The 16,355-nt window shown below is 46.7% G+C and carries 10 protein-coding genes; 2 read left to right on the top strand and 8 right to left on the bottom strand.

The genetic code is table 11. The features are described from left to right. Positions 1-6: 6 nt before the first annotated feature. The 5 genes from R2S67_RS10015 to R2S67_RS10035 form a co-directional block, all read right to left on the bottom strand. Positions 7-927 (bottom strand): GGDEF domain-containing protein, encoded by a 921-nt coding sequence (locus R2S67_RS10015; RefSeq protein WP_046874992.1) that lies wholly within the window; start codon positions 925-927, stop codon positions 7-9. Positions 928-1,236: 309 nt separating this feature from the next. Then, a complete protein-coding gene (csdE, locus tag R2S67_RS10020) occupies positions 1,237-1,665 on the bottom strand; it encodes a cysteine desulfurase sulfur acceptor subunit CsdE (RefSeq protein WP_124008446.1) in 429 nt (142 codons plus the stop codon). 19 nt (positions 1,666-1,684) lie between these two features. After that, entirely contained in the window at positions 1,685-2,494 is an 810-nt protein-coding gene (gene tcdA / locus R2S67_RS10025) for a tRNA cyclic N6-threonylcarbamoyladenosine(37) synthase TcdA (protein WP_005391724.1), read from the bottom strand. Positions 2,495-2,593: 99 nt separating this feature from the next. Further along, on the bottom strand, positions 2,594-3,697 hold the full coding sequence (gene mltA, locus R2S67_RS10030) for a murein transglycosylase A (RefSeq protein WP_012841480.1): 1,104 nt from the start codon (positions 3,695-3,697) through the stop codon (positions 2,594-2,596). A 273-nt stretch (positions 3,698-3,970) separates the two neighbouring features. Then, positions 3,971-4,426: a DUF2850 domain-containing protein gene (locus R2S67_RS10035; RefSeq protein WP_005380234.1), complete on the bottom strand. Its 456-nt coding sequence runs from the start codon at positions 4,424-4,426 to the stop codon at positions 3,971-3,973. A gap of 162 nt (positions 4,427-4,588) precedes the next feature. Here R2S67_RS10035 and argA point away from each other — a divergent pair, with 162 nt between their 5' ends. Next, positions 4,589-5,926: an amino-acid N-acetyltransferase gene (gene argA / locus R2S67_RS10040; protein ID WP_012841478.1), complete on the top strand. Its 1,338-nt coding sequence runs from the start codon at positions 4,589-4,591 to the stop codon at positions 5,924-5,926. 400 nt (positions 5,927-6,326) lie between these two features. Beyond that, complete coding sequence (locus R2S67_RS10045; RefSeq protein WP_005380230.1) at positions 6,327-6,515, top strand: hypothetical protein; 189 nt, start codon at positions 6,327-6,329, stop codon at positions 6,513-6,515. A 34-nt stretch (positions 6,516-6,549) separates the two neighbouring features. On the opposite strand, the gene recD is transcribed toward R2S67_RS10045, so the two are convergent. From recD to recC, 3 genes are all read right to left on the bottom strand, one after another. Further along, positions 6,550-8,697, bottom strand: coding sequence for an exodeoxyribonuclease V subunit alpha (gene recD / locus R2S67_RS10050; protein WP_317343604.1), 2,148 nt, complete (start codon positions 8,695-8,697; stop codon positions 6,550-6,552). After that, positions 8,697-12,371, bottom strand: coding sequence for an exodeoxyribonuclease V subunit beta (gene recB / locus R2S67_RS10055; protein WP_317344166.1), 3,675 nt, complete (start codon positions 12,369-12,371; stop codon positions 8,697-8,699). The genes recD and recB overlap by 1 nt, the downstream gene beginning before the upstream one ends. A 327-nt stretch (positions 12,372-12,698) precedes the next feature. Continuing rightward, entirely contained in the window at positions 12,699-16,190 is a 3,492-nt protein-coding gene (gene recC, locus R2S67_RS10060; RefSeq protein WP_317343605.1) for an exodeoxyribonuclease V subunit gamma, read from the bottom strand. Positions 16,191-16,355: the final 165 nt, after the last annotated feature.

Below are 16,355 nucleotides of genomic sequence, written 5' to 3' on the forward strand. Positions count from 1 at the left end.
ACAAGGTTACTCCATCTGCCTATCCAGAGTCGCCACGCAATTTCTGCCATTTCTTTTCGCAGCATAAAGCGCTTTATCTGCATGCGCATACAAACGTTTGGTGGTTTCATTCCTGCCTATTTCCACCACGCCTACACTCACCGTGACCGGAATTTCAATCTTTTCAAATTCGAACTGACAATTTTGAATATGGGAACGTACTTCCTCTCCTACCTCTTTCGCCGCCGACAGAGAAGTTTCTGGCAAAATAATCGCAAACTCCTCCCCTCCGACTCTTGCAAAAATTTCGTCTTTGACGAGTAAGTGAGAAACCAAATCAGCTAACGTCTCTAAGACATAATCCCCCGCATCATGACCACGTTTATCATTGATGACTTTAAAAAAATCCAAATCAAATAATAACAACGCGGAGTGATAATCCGGAGCTTGGGATTTAATAACTTCTTCTGTGAGCTTTTCGAAAAAGACACGTCGATTGTAGATGTTGGTAAGAGCATCAATTTGGCTTTGATGGCGAAGAAGGGTTTCAACTCGGTGGCGATTGGAGATGTTGCGTGTAAGAATAAGGACAACGCGACGACCTCGGTATTTTATAGCGAGTGGGCAGATCTTGCCTTCGTAGTATAGGTCGCCTCTTGGCCCACTGTTAGCATCTATTCCCTGAATGCTGTCGGCGCACATCTTGTACTCGATCGTCACAATACTGTCTTGTTTCAGTGACCGATTTATCTGTTCGATAAACCAGTCAGCTTTATCTTTCTCAAGTACGCTGTGCAGCGTCTCACCTATCAAATTACTTCCATCGTGATAGGCTTTTTTATCTGTTCCTCCAAAAACATCAATATAGATACCATCTTCACTCAGAATAAAAGTGGGGTCTGGCATTCCGGATAACACGTCTTGCGCATGTTCCAAGGTGAATTGCATATAGGGAGGTTCCTAGCATTTGTATCTAAGTAACCCAATCGCTTCCAAGTGTGTTTCCACATTGGGGAATAGGAGCGAATGGGGCATATGTCTATTATCTAATATAGACAAATTTTAAATACAATTGAGTTTATAAAAACCAAGTGGGCAATATAATGAACCAGGATCAATAGAATGGTTAATTAGCGCTAAAATAGTCGACCATTTGCATATTTTTTACCCATATGCAAAAGATGTCTCAACTCAGATACAAAAAACGCCAAACAGCTAGGCTATTCGGCGTTTTTTAAGAATTGGGAAAATGACTCATTACACGGCGGTTTGCTTAATCTGCTCTACAATAGCTTTCAAGCCATTACCACGTGACGGGCTTAAATGTGCAATAAGCCCCAGTTGATCAAAATAAGCATCGATGTCAAATGCTTGAATTTGATCGGCCTTTTTTCCGTCATAAGCCGCCATCACCAAGGCAATCAATCCACGGACGATACGCGCATCGGAGTCCGCACAAAAATGCCAAACGCCATCTTGCTCTTGGCTCACTAACCACACCAAGCTTTCACAACCCGAAACGGTAACTTGTTCTGATTTCAGCTCTTCTGGCATTTGTGGCAGCTTTTTACCCCACTGAATAACCTGACGGTAACGATCTTCCCAGCCTTTAAATTGCTGCATAGTCGCTACAATGTCTTCGCTGGTGATATCTGTACCAAATGGAGAAACGGGAAAATCTGTCATGATGCGCTCTTCTTCTAGTTTACTGCTTATATTTTGAAATCAACTTCTCAACGATCCGCGATACCGCGACAAAGCCAAACGTTGCAGTTACGACAGTCGCCGCCCCAAAGCCGCTAGCACAATCCATACGTTTTGGACCTTCCGCTGTCGACTTTACACCACACACTGAACCATCTGCTTGAGGATACTTCAGCTGCTCGGTTGAAAATACGCAATCAATACCAAACTTACGAGCCGGGTTCTTAGGGAAGTTATGATGACGACGCAAGGTGTCTTTGATTTTCTTCGCTAGAGGATCTTGGATCGTTTTCGTTAAATCAGCGACCATGATCTGCGTTGGGTCAACCTGACCACCAGCACCACCCGTGGTGATCACTTTGATCTTGTTGCTGCGGCAATACGCCAACAAAGACGCTTTCGCTTTTACGCTGTCAATGGCATCCAACACGTAATCAAACTCTTTGCTTAAGTACTCATGTTGGTTGTCTGGCGTGATGAAATCATCAATCAGATTAACTTTACACTCTGGGTTGATCAATTTAACACGCTCGGCCATCACTTCAATCTTGCTTTGGCCAACGGTACCCGTCATCGCATGAATTTGGCGGTTAATGTTCGTGACACAAACATCGTCCATATCAATCAGAGTTAGCTCACCGATCCCCGTACGAGCCAGCGCTTCCACCGCCCATGAACCTACGCCACCAATACCAATCACACAAACGTGTGCAGCGCGAAGAATGTCCACTTCGCTGTTGCCATAAAGACGACGAGTGCCGCCAAAGCGTTGATTGTAGCTGTCAGATGCTGGGGTATCGAGTTCACGCATATTGAAGTCCAGATGATCGATAGAAAAACAAAGAGTGCGATTTATACGCACTCTTTGATGAAATGTCTAGATAAGAGAGTGTTCCTCTCTCTTGGACGACTATTGTAGCTTTTCTGGCGGTAAAGCCCAAGGCGCTTGAGTTGGTGAGTTTTCTAACCCAAGTTTCCACACTCGACCAAAATGCTTGTAGTGCCCTGCTTCCGTTCCTGCTCTCGCACCAATGCCATGATACAGATCCAAATGGTTTTGTTTTACCGCACCACCAGTGTCTAAAACGATCAGCATTCGCAGTTGATGCGCACCGCTCCACGTACCATCGGCATTCAACAGCGGCACTTCCGCCAAGATTGGCGTACCCATTGGTAAGATAGAACGGTCACCCGCGACGGCGGCCATTGGCAACAACGGAATACCAGCCGAGCCTGTTACTGGCGCTTCTGCTTTTGGCGCAAAGAAAACGTAAGAAGGGTTTTGCTCCAACAACTCGCGCACTGTCGCATCGTCGTTGTCCATCACCCACTCTTTGATTGCTTTGAGGGACATTTTTTCACGCGGGACTTCACCACGTTCAATCAGAATGCGGCCAATGCTGACGTAAGCTTTATTGTTTTTACCCGCGTACGCAAAGTACTCCAACGTATCATCATCTTCAAAATGCACGTAGCCACTGCCTTGCACTTCCATCATAAATGGGTCGATACGATTAGGCGCGTAACCTAGCACCAAACCTTGTCCATCTAGTGCTCCATTGTAGATCTCCGCGCGAGTCGGACAATCTGATGAGCAGTTTGGCTTGCCATAAACTGGGTACTTAAAAATGTCGTTTGGTGTATGACGCAGTTCCATCACGGGAGAAAAGTATCCGGTAAACAGCACATTACCTTTTTTATCACCACCACCCAATTGCGCGGCTTGAATGCCAAACGCACTCAACGCACTGGTATCTCCGCTCTGTTGCGCCCACTCACTTAATCGTTGATATAGCGGTTGGTACATCTTCGCCATGGATGGTGACTTTATCACCACTTGCTCTGCTTGCTTGTTAAATTCAGTAAAATCGCGTGGTTTGTTAGACTCAACCACATCCACTTGATTGAGGATCTGAGGAAACTCACCATCAAGATATTGCTGAGCACGATCATTTTGTTGAGCACAGCCAAAGAGTAGGCTCAAAGAGATAATAGGAAGGAGTTTTTTTAACACGTGTCTTTTCCGTAAAAGAGAATAGCAAAAGGATGGCAAACAAATGCATACGGTGCAATTGAAAAGCAACGACAAAATGTTTCAACGCTAAGCCAATCCGTTTACTCGTTGTGAATTCATTCAGTTAATGCAACATGATAGCAGCGGAAGAATTACGGAATTGTCCGGATTATGTTTGAAAGTAAGATTTACTGATTGAGAGATGAAATTGTGATCATCCATGTGACTCACAGACGCAAGAGATCTCTGCTTAACAGACAATGATAAAAACGACTATCTTACCGCAATCCTTGCACGCCCCTCTAGACGGAATACAGGTAGATAATGCGCATTGGCATCCAGCTTCATTTCTGCATGCTGCTTACCCACAAAATTGAAGTGCCGCTCATTTGAACCCACTCGATACGAAAACGAATCCCCATCGAATTCAAAACTGGTCGCCACTGTAGAACCATTTACGGTAACACCGCGCTCACTCAACACAAATTCTTCACGAGCATAAGGCGCAACATCTTGCTCAACCCAGCGGCCATAAATAGTCGATTTGGGAATGGGCGGATTAATGGTTCGAGTAATCAAATCACTATACAGCATGCACACGACAACGGTTCCAACTATCGCTATAAGCATAAGAGAACGCTCTAGCCACTTACGAAGCATTGATTTAGATGACGTTTTTGACAGATTTGAAGCAGTGATCGCAGCATTCTTATTAACAGCAGAAGACATGAGGTTCACGTATTGAGAAAAGACGCGCTCATTGTAACTCTCCCCCTCAACGGGACCAAGAACCTACCTCAATATGTTTGTGCTTTATTCCAAAATTTCACCTTGCCACCAAGTGAATAAAAAGGCATTATTTTGACATAATTAAACAAAGGAATGGCTGTAGTGAAAATTCGTAGTACTGCTCTCGTAAAAGGATTCCGTCAATCAACACCTTATGTCAATGCTCACCGCGGAAAAACCATGGTGATCATGCTGGGCGGAGAAGCCGTCGCACACAAAAATTTTGGCAATATTATTAATGATATCGCACTCATGCACAGCCTCGGAATTAAAGTCGTGGTGGTGTATGGTGCACGTCCTCAAATTAATCAGCTGCTAGAAAAACAAGACCTCACTACGCCTTACCACAAAAATATCCGCATTACGGATGAATCGGCTTTATCTGTTGTTATGCAAGCTGCCGGACAACTTCAACTTGCGATTACTGCGCGCCTATCAATGAGCCTCAACAACACTCCGATGGCAGGCACCCAGCTCAATGTCGTTAGCGGAAACTACATCATTGCTCAGCCACTCGGCGTTGATGATGGTGTGGACTATTGCCATAGTGGACGCATTCGCCGCATTGACACCGACGCGATTAATCGCACGCTCGACCAAGGCTCTATTGTGCTACTTGGCCCCATTGCGAGCTCTGTGACTGGCGAGTGTTTTAACTTACTTTCTGAAGAAGTCGCGACACAACTGGCGATCAAATTAGGCGCAGACAAACTGATTGGTTTCTGTTCAGAACAAGGTGTCATTGATGACAACGGTAATGCTGTCGCCGAGTTGCTGCCAATTGAGGCGGAGCATGTCATCAAAACGCTCTCTGAAAATACGTCTCCTGACCTAGATTACAACACTGGGACACTGCGCTTTCTTAAAGGGTCTATTGCAGCTTGCCGTGCCGGAGTACCTCGTAGCCACTTGATCAGTTATAAAGTAGATGGCGCCTTAATTCAGGAGTTGTTCTCTTTCGACGGTATCGGAACCCAAGTCGTTATGGCGAGCGCTGAACAAGTGAGGCAAGCTAATATTGACGATATTGGCGGTATCTTAGACCTCATTCGTCCTTTAGAAGAACAAGGTGTACTCGTTAGGCGCTCTCGAGAGCAGCTTGAGCAAGAGATTGGAAAATTTACCATCATCGAGAAAGACGGCTTGATTATTGGCTGCGCTGCTCTTTATCCGTATCCAGAAGAGCGCAAAGCTGAGATGGCTTGCGTAGCGATTCACCCTGACTATCGTGATGGAAACCGAGGTTTGTTACTGCTCAACTACATGAAACATCGTTCTAAATCCGAAACCATTGATCAGATTTTTGTCCTCACGACACACAGTCTGCATTGGTTCAGAGAGCAAGGTTTTTACGAAGTCAGTGTCGACTATTTGCCCGGAGCCAAACAAGGGCTATATAACTTCCAGCGTAAGTCAAAAATCTTAGCGCTAGATTTGTAGCTTAACCTTAAATCAGGAAGAGAAATTTAAGGTTCCGCTATACCAACACCTCAAGGTGCGGGATTCAGCTCATTGACGCTCAATCCCACACATCAAGTTTGTTTTGGAGTAAAGCCTCACATAAATCCTGCTTCGAGCTAGTGAGTCATCATGTAAACACCAACTTAGAAATGCGCAAACCATTGCTTAATTTTCGTTCCAATTTTATCTTTTAAATATACATTTGGTTGGCTATACTCTGCTCGCTAGTGATTGGTTTTTAACCAATACGAATGGATCTAGGTGATGTAATGTAGCCTTCACCCTAAAATACTGGGCAATTGAAAAACTAGTTAGCTCCGTATTGCACACCAAGGACAGTTGTTAATCTGACTTTAAATAAGCCGAGACGAGCACTGTTATGAGAACAATCATTTGTAATTCGCTTCAAAGCTTCTGGGATATGGCTGACAATCAGTTTTTAGAAGGCCTAGACGTCCACTGTGTTTTCCCCGTAAATGACGCTATCCGAGATTTTATTCTTGCTTATCAACAGCAATACAAAATACGCAGCGTGTCTTTTACCAACGCGTTTGCAAAACATGCATAAAAGAAGACCGAGCCATAAGCTCGGTCTTCTTGTTTTAGTTAGTAAGCCGCTGTACTAAACCACTCGCACGAGTGGTTTTCACTTTAATGCCTCGCTTCAGAACATTGAGTTCGGCGTAAAGAGCTAAACGCTTTTTCGCGCGGGTAATGCCTGTGTAAATCAACTCACGAGTTAATATCGGGCTAAAGTCTGGTGGCAAAATCATCAGGGTGTAATCAAATTCACTGCCTTGCGATTTGTGGATGGTCATGGCGTAAGCCGTTTCATGTTCAGGTACTCGGCTTGGCAAGACCGATTTCACACTGCCGTCAGGTAACTCGAAAAAGACTTTCAAACGCGGTTCTTCTTCACTGTCATCTCGCATGCAAATACCAATATCACCGTTATACAAACCTAGACCATGATCATTACGCGTAACCATGACAGGTCTACCGTGATACCAAATTTCATCCTGAACCTGAATGAACTTGCGCGCCGCGAGCGCTTTCTCGATGCGCTGGTTTAGCCCAGCAACACCAAAGTCACCTTCACGAATCGCGCAAAGCAGTCGGCATTGGTTGAAGGTATCTAATACCGCTTTGGCTTTACGCGTTAGCGACTCTGGCTCTCCGGTTTCAGGATCGGTTTCCTGTTGTCCAATGCGTTTGAGGTAACGACCGTATTCCTGCACCAACGTCTGCATCATTTGGTTGTAGTGCTGACTACTTAGCGCGAAATGTTCGATATCAGAAAAGTCACGCGACCAGACGTTATCTACGCTCGCAGCAGAACCGGAGTTAACCGCTTTTGCCAACTGACCAATGCCTGAGCGAGCGTCAAATCGGTAACTCTTTTGCAGCATACATAAACTATCGGCAATGCTAGATGCACTGTTACCCGTATGGGCTAAAGTATCGAAACCCGTCAGTTTTGCAATGGCTGACGCCTGCTCTTTTCCATAACCCAATGCATGGAACGAACAGATATCACCCAACACGGCCCCTGCTTCAACTGAAGCAAGTTGATCTTTATCACCTAGCAAAATCAGCCGCGCATGTTTCGGTAAGGCATCAACCACTTTGTACATCATTGGTAAATCGACCATCGACGCTTCGTCGATAACTAAAATATCCAAATGCAGTGGATTTTGCTTGTTGTGACGAAATTCTGCGCTATTTGGAATCGCGCCCAGCAACCGATGCAAGGTGCTCGATTCAGTCGGAATTTTGGCTTTTAGCTCCGGAGAAACTGGCAGCTCTTGCACCGCTTTACCAATGGACTCGGTTAATCGCGCCGCCGCTTTCCCCGTCGGGGCCACCAGCTTGATGGTTAGGTTTTTCTCGTGCGTCGCCTGTTCAATCAAAGCGGCAAGCAATTTGGTTACTGTCGTCGTTTTACCCGTGCCTGGACCACCAGAAATCACAGCAAATCGACGGGTTAACGCAACTGCCGCCGCGACTTTTTGCCAGTTCACGCAAGCCGAGAGTGGTACGAGTTCATCCAGTATTTGCAAATCTTGAACCTTGCGCGCATTGCTAAGCACGGAATCAATGGCGTGCCAATCCAACGATTCGCCTGCAACTACGTCAAGGTGGTCACACACCAATTGCTGACGCAACACTTGGTTGCTGCTTCCCGCTTCTACTGCTTTGCCTAACGCGTTAAACAGAAAATGGTATTGGCGTGCAAACAGATGGTTGAGCAAGTCCGATAATCGCGCTAACTCTTGCGACTGCAAGTTCACTACAGCGCCCAACTGATTGAGCTTTTCCGCCAGTGTCACTTCATAATGCCAATAGCGGTGCAGATACAGACGCTCACCATCGAACATCAGCGGCAAGGCTTCTCCTTGCGCGCCAACCACGCTGGAATTTTGTAATACTTCAATCCAGTCTATGCCTTGCAACTGTGTGTTGAGCGCCAATGCCGACTCACCAAACAGCCCTAGCTTACTGGCTAAATCCGTAGATTGCCCTTGTGCATCGAACAGAGACAGACAGATATGTCCTTTGCCAAGCTCACTACTGACAACACCCGCGATAAACGCCAATGCTTGGTTGTCAGGCTGTTCATCATTAGTTTGAGAATCAATAAAGCAGGCGAATTGGTAGTCGAGCTGACGAAGCGCGCCTTTGTGCGCCAAGCGTTCCAACACTACCAATAGGCTATCTTGGTCAGAATGAAGATTGTGATTTGTCGTCATTAAAGTAGCTCCATCTGCCCGGCTTGAGTTGAGCGCGTTTCAAGTACTTGACCATCAATCAAACGATCCATCTCTTGTAAGAACTCTAAGGTTGGTTTCGCGGCAAAAATGCCGTGGTCACTCTGCCCATCCATGCCGCGCAAGAACAAGTAATACACGCCACCGAAGTGCTGCTCATATTGATAATTCGCCAATCGGCTGCGTAGGAAACGATGCAGTGCTAACGCATAAATCTGATACTGCAAATCGTAGCGGTGATCCGCCATGGCCGATTTCAGAGCCTCACCATGGTAGCTCGCTACATCGTCGCCAAGATGATTCGATTTCCAGTCAAGCACGTAGTATTTACCTTGATGTTCAAACACCAAGTCGATAAAACCTTTGAGCATGCCTTGCACGGTTTGGAAACCTAAATCCCCCGCTTTCGCCGACAACGGATCGTGACGTTGAATGACTCGGTTTAACGCCGGTGCAGACAACACTTCAATCGGCAACAAAAATTCCATCTCCACCAAACGTTGCGACGGTGCTTTTTGATTCAGCAGCAAAGACTTACCATCCAACGGCGTTGCGAGTACGGTATCAATCAATTGTTGTAAAATGGGCAACCACTCTTCATCGAGCTGTTCGCTTTCCATCAAACCAAGGATGATTTGTGTATTCTCTTCAGTAGTGGCTGGCTGAGTAAATTCAATTTCCTCAAACAAGCTGTGCAGGAACGTACCCGGACGCGCACCACGAGGGAAGGTAAAAATAGAGCGCTCTGGCTCCACCAAATCCGCTTCGTCTTGCTCTTCAGATGAGTCGATATCAAAACCCGTAATCTCAATCGTGGCATCATGCTCGGCGTGATGAGAGCCTTGCTTGCCCAAGCCAGAATAACTGGTGATGCGCCAGTTTCTGTCGATAGGGTTTTGCAGTTCTTTCGCGCTAAGATCGTGTATTTCTTCTTGTGGCGCTACGTACTTCTCTTCGAGTTGCTGCGGCGGTTCGGCCACAACGACACAATCAAGCTCGTCTTGTTGCTTTGTTAAACCTTGGTGCAAATCGTTGATGCCACCTTCTTGACCATTTTGAATCAAATAGCCAATCGCACTGCGGTGTACACCAGTTGGCTCTTTGGTCGAACGGCCATTGCGCAAAGGTGAGGCACCGATAAAACACGCATACACAGCACGCGTTAGTGCCACGTATATCAAGCGTAAGTCTTCCGCCAAACGCTCTTTATCCGCTTGCTTCATGGACGCATCGTTGCCAGTGATATCCAGTACCGTGCGGTCATTGGCTGCATCGTAATATTTGGCTTCACTGGCTTCTCGATAGCTGAACACAAACGGCAGAAATACGAGGTCATACTCCAAGCCTTTTGATTTGTGAATAGTTACGATCTGCACTAAGTTACGTTCCGATTCTAAACGTTGGATTTGGTCATCACTGCCACCCAAACCGTTTTCCGCATCACTGATAGACTGAGCGAGCCAACGCAGCAGACCGTGGTCGCTATCCAGTTCATTACTGGCTTGTTGAAGCAGTTCACCGATGTGCATTAAATCGGTAAGTACTCGCTCACCATTCTCACCCTGTGAACTCGCACCTTCTTCTAGTAATCGCTCGGCAATATGGCGTTTGCTGATCACCGCGCGTAACATCGGCAGCACACCACGCTGAACCCAAAGTTTGCGATATTCTTTGAATTCGTTTACGGCATTTTCCCACACCACTTCATCGTTATTAAGCGCATCCAAACTTGCTGCATCGAGGGCAAACAGCTCAGAGGCAAGACTTGCACGCAGCGCACGGTCATTTTCTGGAGTCAGCACCGCTTGCAGCAAACGCTGTAGATCCTGCGCCACCGAACTGGTAAACACACTGTCTCGGTTAGACAGGTACACACTGGCAATGCCTTGGTCTGCTAGCGCTTGTTTGATCATTCGACCTTCACTACCTGTTCGAACCAACACCGCGATATCGCCCGCTTGAACCGCTTTCTGTTTTTCGCCATTCACCAGACACGCTTGCCCCTGTTGAGCCTGCGTCAAAATAGTTTGGATTTGGCTTGCGGTCGCCTCTGCCATTCGAGTCAAATACTCGCCTTTTGGTAGCGGTTTATCGTCCGCTTCTTGCAACCAATAAGTCAGCGCGGGTTGCTTTTGGCCACCCATAGTCCAAATGCGTTTTTCGGCATTGGGACTGTACTTAACGGGTAAGAACGGAATATCCGAATCATAGATAAATGGACTGTCTGGCAAAGCAAATACTTGGTTTACCGCCTGCACCATATCGGCACTTGAACGCCAGTTGGTTCCTAACGTGTAGTGGGCACTTACTTGGTTACGCGCTTTGATGTAAGTGAAAATGTCTGCGCCACGAAAGCCATAAATCGCCTGCTTGGGGTCACCGATCATAAACAAACCACATTCCGGGTTGTTCAGATAAATACGGCTGAAAATACTGTATTGAAGCGGGTCAGTATCTTGGAACTCGTCAATCATTGCGACAGGGTACAAAGTACGAATACGCGCCGCTAAAAGCTCGCTTTCGTCCGTATCGATAGAAGCAGAAAGTTGCGTCAGCAAATCATCGAAAGAGAGCCACTGTTTTTGATTTTTCGCATTGGCCAGCATCACACGACAATGCTCAATCGCATGCGCAAGCAGTGGCGCTTTTAAGCTGATTGGATTGGCAAGAAATGTTTCAATGGCTTCAAATACCGCGTGCTGCGGCGCACTGCCTTTCGGTGTTTTTTCCAACAAGACGTTTTGCGCGAATTTCTCCAGCTTGTCTGGATAATCGTAACCTGTGGTTTCCGTTGCCGCCCAAGCGTTTACCGCCTCCAACCACGTCGGCAGAGACTTTTTGGTGTAGCTGCGCTTGTTAATATCTGAATCTGAAATCAGCGTTAAGAAGTCATCTTGGCTTTCTCGCCACTGTGCTTTTAATTCATCAATTTTTTTCAAATTTTCAGTATGAAGATCAGCCAAACTGCCTTTCATTGCAGGAACAGAAAGGCTTAACGGCGCACCGGTTAAGTAATTGCTGATGTCAGACAACAACGCAGATGGAGAGCCCCATAGCTGGCGAATTTCTCCAGCCAAGGTAAATGGCAACGGGTAAAAGTTGCGGCGCCAGTAATCGGCTACAACTTGCGCTTTTAGGTGACTTTCATCGGTCACAAACTCGTTATTAAATCGGCTGCTAGATTCAAACGCATTTTGCGTTAGCATACGTTGGCAAAAACCGTGAATGGTGTAGACCGCCGCCTCGTCCATCTGACGCTCTGCCTGCAATAAAATTTCTGCGGCTTGCTTGTGATCGTCAAACTCATTAAGCAAAGGTTGGATCACCGGATCGGAACTCTGTCCACGCGCAAACGCGATTCGCGCGTCATGGATCCTTGCCCTGATACGATCGCGCAATTCCGCAGTTGCCGCTTCGGTAAAGGTTACGACCAGAATTTGGTCGACCGTAAGCGGTACGCGATGTCGAGTTTCCTCGCAGCCGTGACCAAGCAAAAGGCGCAGATATAAACCTGCAATAGTGAAGGTTTTACCTGTGCCTGCTGATGCCTCGATTAACCTCGCACCATGCAGAGGAAACGTCATTAGTTCTAGTGGCGTTGGTTGAGGTTGCTCTGTGCGGTCTAACGTATGTAGAGGACACTCTGCACCTGACATTTGATCCATAACGCTGAATCTCTCCGGATTATTTACTAGGACGTATCACCTAATAAATGTGATCTATAGTTAAAAATTCTATTAATATGTTTAACAAGTTGGATAATTTAGAGCTTTGTGAGATCTTTCTCACGGTTATCCATAAGACGTACCGTTAGTATGCGCCCCACGAGATAAGCCAAACCTTTTTGGCGGCACAACTCAAATGAATTAAACAAAAGTATCATGGTCCCTCTGACCTTGTGGCCGTACAGCGAACGCCCTACAAAAAATAATGATTTTCTGGCGGCCACCCTACTCTTCCTTCTCTTTATCCAACTGTCTTTATTACGCTTTTACGTCATCAGCGTCTTGAACCGCTAAGCGCGCACCTTGCAAAACTAATGCTGTCAGCAAACGAACTTCTGAGGCCAACTCATCATTCCAAGCAGGCCAAATTCGAGAGATGTACGCATTATTGCCTTCGCCCGGGCTCATGAAGCCATCATTGAATGCGTCAGCCATTTTCTTCAAAGATTTCTCTTCGTCATCGACCCACTGACCACGGCTAAAGCCCGCTTCAACACAAGCCAACGCCGTTTTCGGGAAATAAGGCAAAGGCTTAGTCATGCCTTCGAAGAATAAGCGAACTAATTCAGTCAGTAGATGTTTGGCATACTGCACATCGGCAATTTCTGGGTAGATCAAATGCAGCGCGCCTTCTTTACGATCGTAACCAATGATGTGGGTTTTCTTAGCATGACCCGACGCCGACATGGCAAGGTGATCGATCCACGCTGCAAGGTAATCCTGCGAGCGAATCTTACCGCTTCGATAGCGAATCAAACCGGATTGGTAGCATTGAGTTAGCCAACCAGTCAGGCGAACGTTTTTCTCTTCGCCTTCATTTCGCTCAAACAAGGAGTCAAACGTCAGGTCGATTTCCAAATCGTCTTGAGGCGCACCAGATAAAAACGCCAGTTTGTCCACCAGCTCTTCCGCCTGAACTCGGTTGGTTTCAAACTCGATATCACCAAACGCCCCCACCGGCAGTTTGCCTTGCGCGCGCTGTTGACTCATAAAGTGTTTAAGCACCTCTGTTTTTTTATCTGGCTGCATCAATGTCGTTTCAAGCAAGGTTTCTAACAGCTCATCACGCATTTGATAACTTTCCAAACCACCTAAAACAAAGGGTTCGTCGTCTTCCATCACCGGCAGTGGCGGTTCAAAGATTACTTTTAAGCGACGATTGAAAAAGTACTGCACAGGTAAGCGCCAGAAACGTTGCAACTCGACTAAGTCGAGCTCAAGTGGGAACGTCGCTCCTAACAGATAGTCGTCTAATGCCCGATTAAAATCACGACGAACATAGCCTTGCGATTGACTACTTTGAGTCAATGCCGCTGGAATCCACTCTTTCGCGTAGCTGGCGTGCGTGCCTTGGAACGCACTTGGGCTAAACGGCACCATGGCGTGGGTATTCACCAACGCATTTAATAAGTTGTCGCCAGACTCATCAACGGGCAACGCTTCATCACCACTTAAACAATAGTTTTGGTGGCAGTATTCCATCAGCTCAGAAACCAGAACCGAAGGCACTCGCTCGGTATTGTCTTGGATTGAACGGCCAACATAACTGATGTAGAGCGTTTGCTGTGCAGACAACATCGCTTCGAGGAATAGGTAACGGTCATCATCTCGGCGCGAACGGTCGCCCGGTTTGGTTCTTCCGGTCATCAAGTCAAAGCCTTCTGGCGGCATGGAACGCGGGTACACGCCGTCATTCATCCCCAGTAGACATACGGTTCTAAACGGAATAGAGCGCATAGGCATCAGGGTACAAAAGTTCACTTGACCAGCCAGGAAGCGCTGGCTGACTCGTGTGCCAGATAATTTGTTTTGAAGGTATTGGCTGATGATCGACGGCGATAACGCATCATCAAATGCGGCATCAGCTAATTGCTCTTTGAGTTGGCTGAGCGTATCGCGAATGGATTTGAGCGCCATTTCGCCCTCTAACTCAACCGAGAAGAAGTCATCCAGCAGTGAAACCAAAGTCTCTCGCCAACCATCAATAGTCTGAACATGAGAAAGTTTGCTTCGATAAGTGCTAATTTGTTGGATAAAGTGTGCCAACTTGCCCGCAAGCTCTGCACCCATGCCTTGCACTTCGTTGTACGGAGATAAACTGCCTTGCTCGGTTTCAAACAAACCTGCGGATTCTGGCATCGCGTAGCCAAGCAACATGCGTTGAATACCAAATTGCCATGTGTTTTGACGGGTTTCCGGCAGTTCAAATTCGCGTCCGGTATTGGCATCCAACCCCCAGCGAATTCCCGATTCTTCAACCCATTGTTTGGCTTGTAAGAAATCATCTTCGCTGAGTTCAAAACGCTTTAATATCGCCGGAGTTTCCAGAAGTTCGAGTAGTTCTGATGCCAAACAGCGCGTATTGGGTAAGTTCACCAACTGCATAAATGCGGCCAGAATTGGGCTCTCTTGATCGGCGGTTCGGTCAGAAATCGAATATGGAATAAAACGCTCACCCGGTGCGTTACCAAAGACCGCCTGAATCGCAGGGCTGTAAGCGTTGATGTCCGCGACCATCACGATAATATCGCGCGGTTTTAACGTTGGGTCAGCATCGAACATCGCCAATAGTTGATCATGCAGCACTTCCACTTCACGCATCGGGCTGTGACAAGCGTGTAGGCTCAGTGATTTATCACCCAAGCTAACCACTTGTTTGTGATGACTGTTTTCAATCTGTTGATCATCTTGATGTTCTTCAAGATTGAGAATATCCGCTTGCAATTGATGGAGCAGACTGTCGCGCTCAACATCAACAAACGCTTCAATTTCATGAGATTCCAGCTGAGACAACAGATACATATTGTCGCGCCCGAGTTTACCCATGGACGCCAACAGACTGTTTCCGACCACATCGGTTAGCAGCTCATCGATCACATTATCTTCCAATGAACCTTTCAGTTGCTCAGTTTCACCTTGCACTTCCGAGTGATCGTCCTGCCACACAACGTGCTGACGATGTTTCGCCGCCAAACGAGCCAGATATTTGCGATCTCGAACTTCACCCCAATAATAACGACAAGGGTTAGTGAACATCAGATGCACGTCGATGTGTTCGCCAATTGCTTTTAGCGCATCCATATAGCGAGGCGGCAACGAAGAAATACCAAAAACAAACAAACGCTTGGGTAAATGGTCAAAATTGCCGTTAAAACTCGCTAACGTGTCGATAAAGTGCTCATAAAGGTTGGCACGGTGATAAGGAGACTGCCCTAACGACACAGTGTGATCGTACAACGCTTGCCATAAGATCGGCTGCCACGGATGCTCATCTTCCAGCTCAAGCACACTCTGCCCAGCTTCCCAACTTGCGATCCATTCCGGACGATACACCAAGTAACCATCGAAAATATCGGCAATTTTCTCAGCCAGTTGATACAGCTTAGAGTGGTCACTGTCATCTTTGAGGTACTGCGCTAACGGCGAAAACACCTCTTGGTTGAGAAGCCCCGGCAGCAGATGCATCAACTTCCACGTCATCGCTTCTTTGTTAAACGCACTGCGTTTTGGCACGTCTGGCAACACCTGCGTAAACATTTCCCAAATGAAAGTAGCAGGGAGCGGGAAATCAATGTTCGCGGCAACACCAAACTCTTTGGCCAATTCCATTTTTAGCCACTGGGACATGCCCGGACTTTGAACCAGAATTTGTTCTTTTTCGAACGGGTTTTCCAGCGGACTGATTCGAATCAGTTCGACAAGGAGTGATTTAAGAACGTCAACTTGGTTGGAGTGATAAACAGTAAACAAATTGGGAATACCGAGCGCCGATTGAAACTGTTAGCTAGCTTAGCACAGCCCTATTTAAACCCGCAGTGATCTCGTGTTCTGAAAAAAGTAAAAGGTTACATATCGCTCAAAATGGACAGAAAACATCACCTTTTCAAGGCGTAAGCAAAATCTTACACAGCCATA

Source organism: Vibrio sp. T13N, from assembly GCF_032970445.1.
GTDB lineage: Bacteria > Pseudomonadota > Gammaproteobacteria > Enterobacterales > Vibrionaceae > Vibrio > Vibrio diabolicus.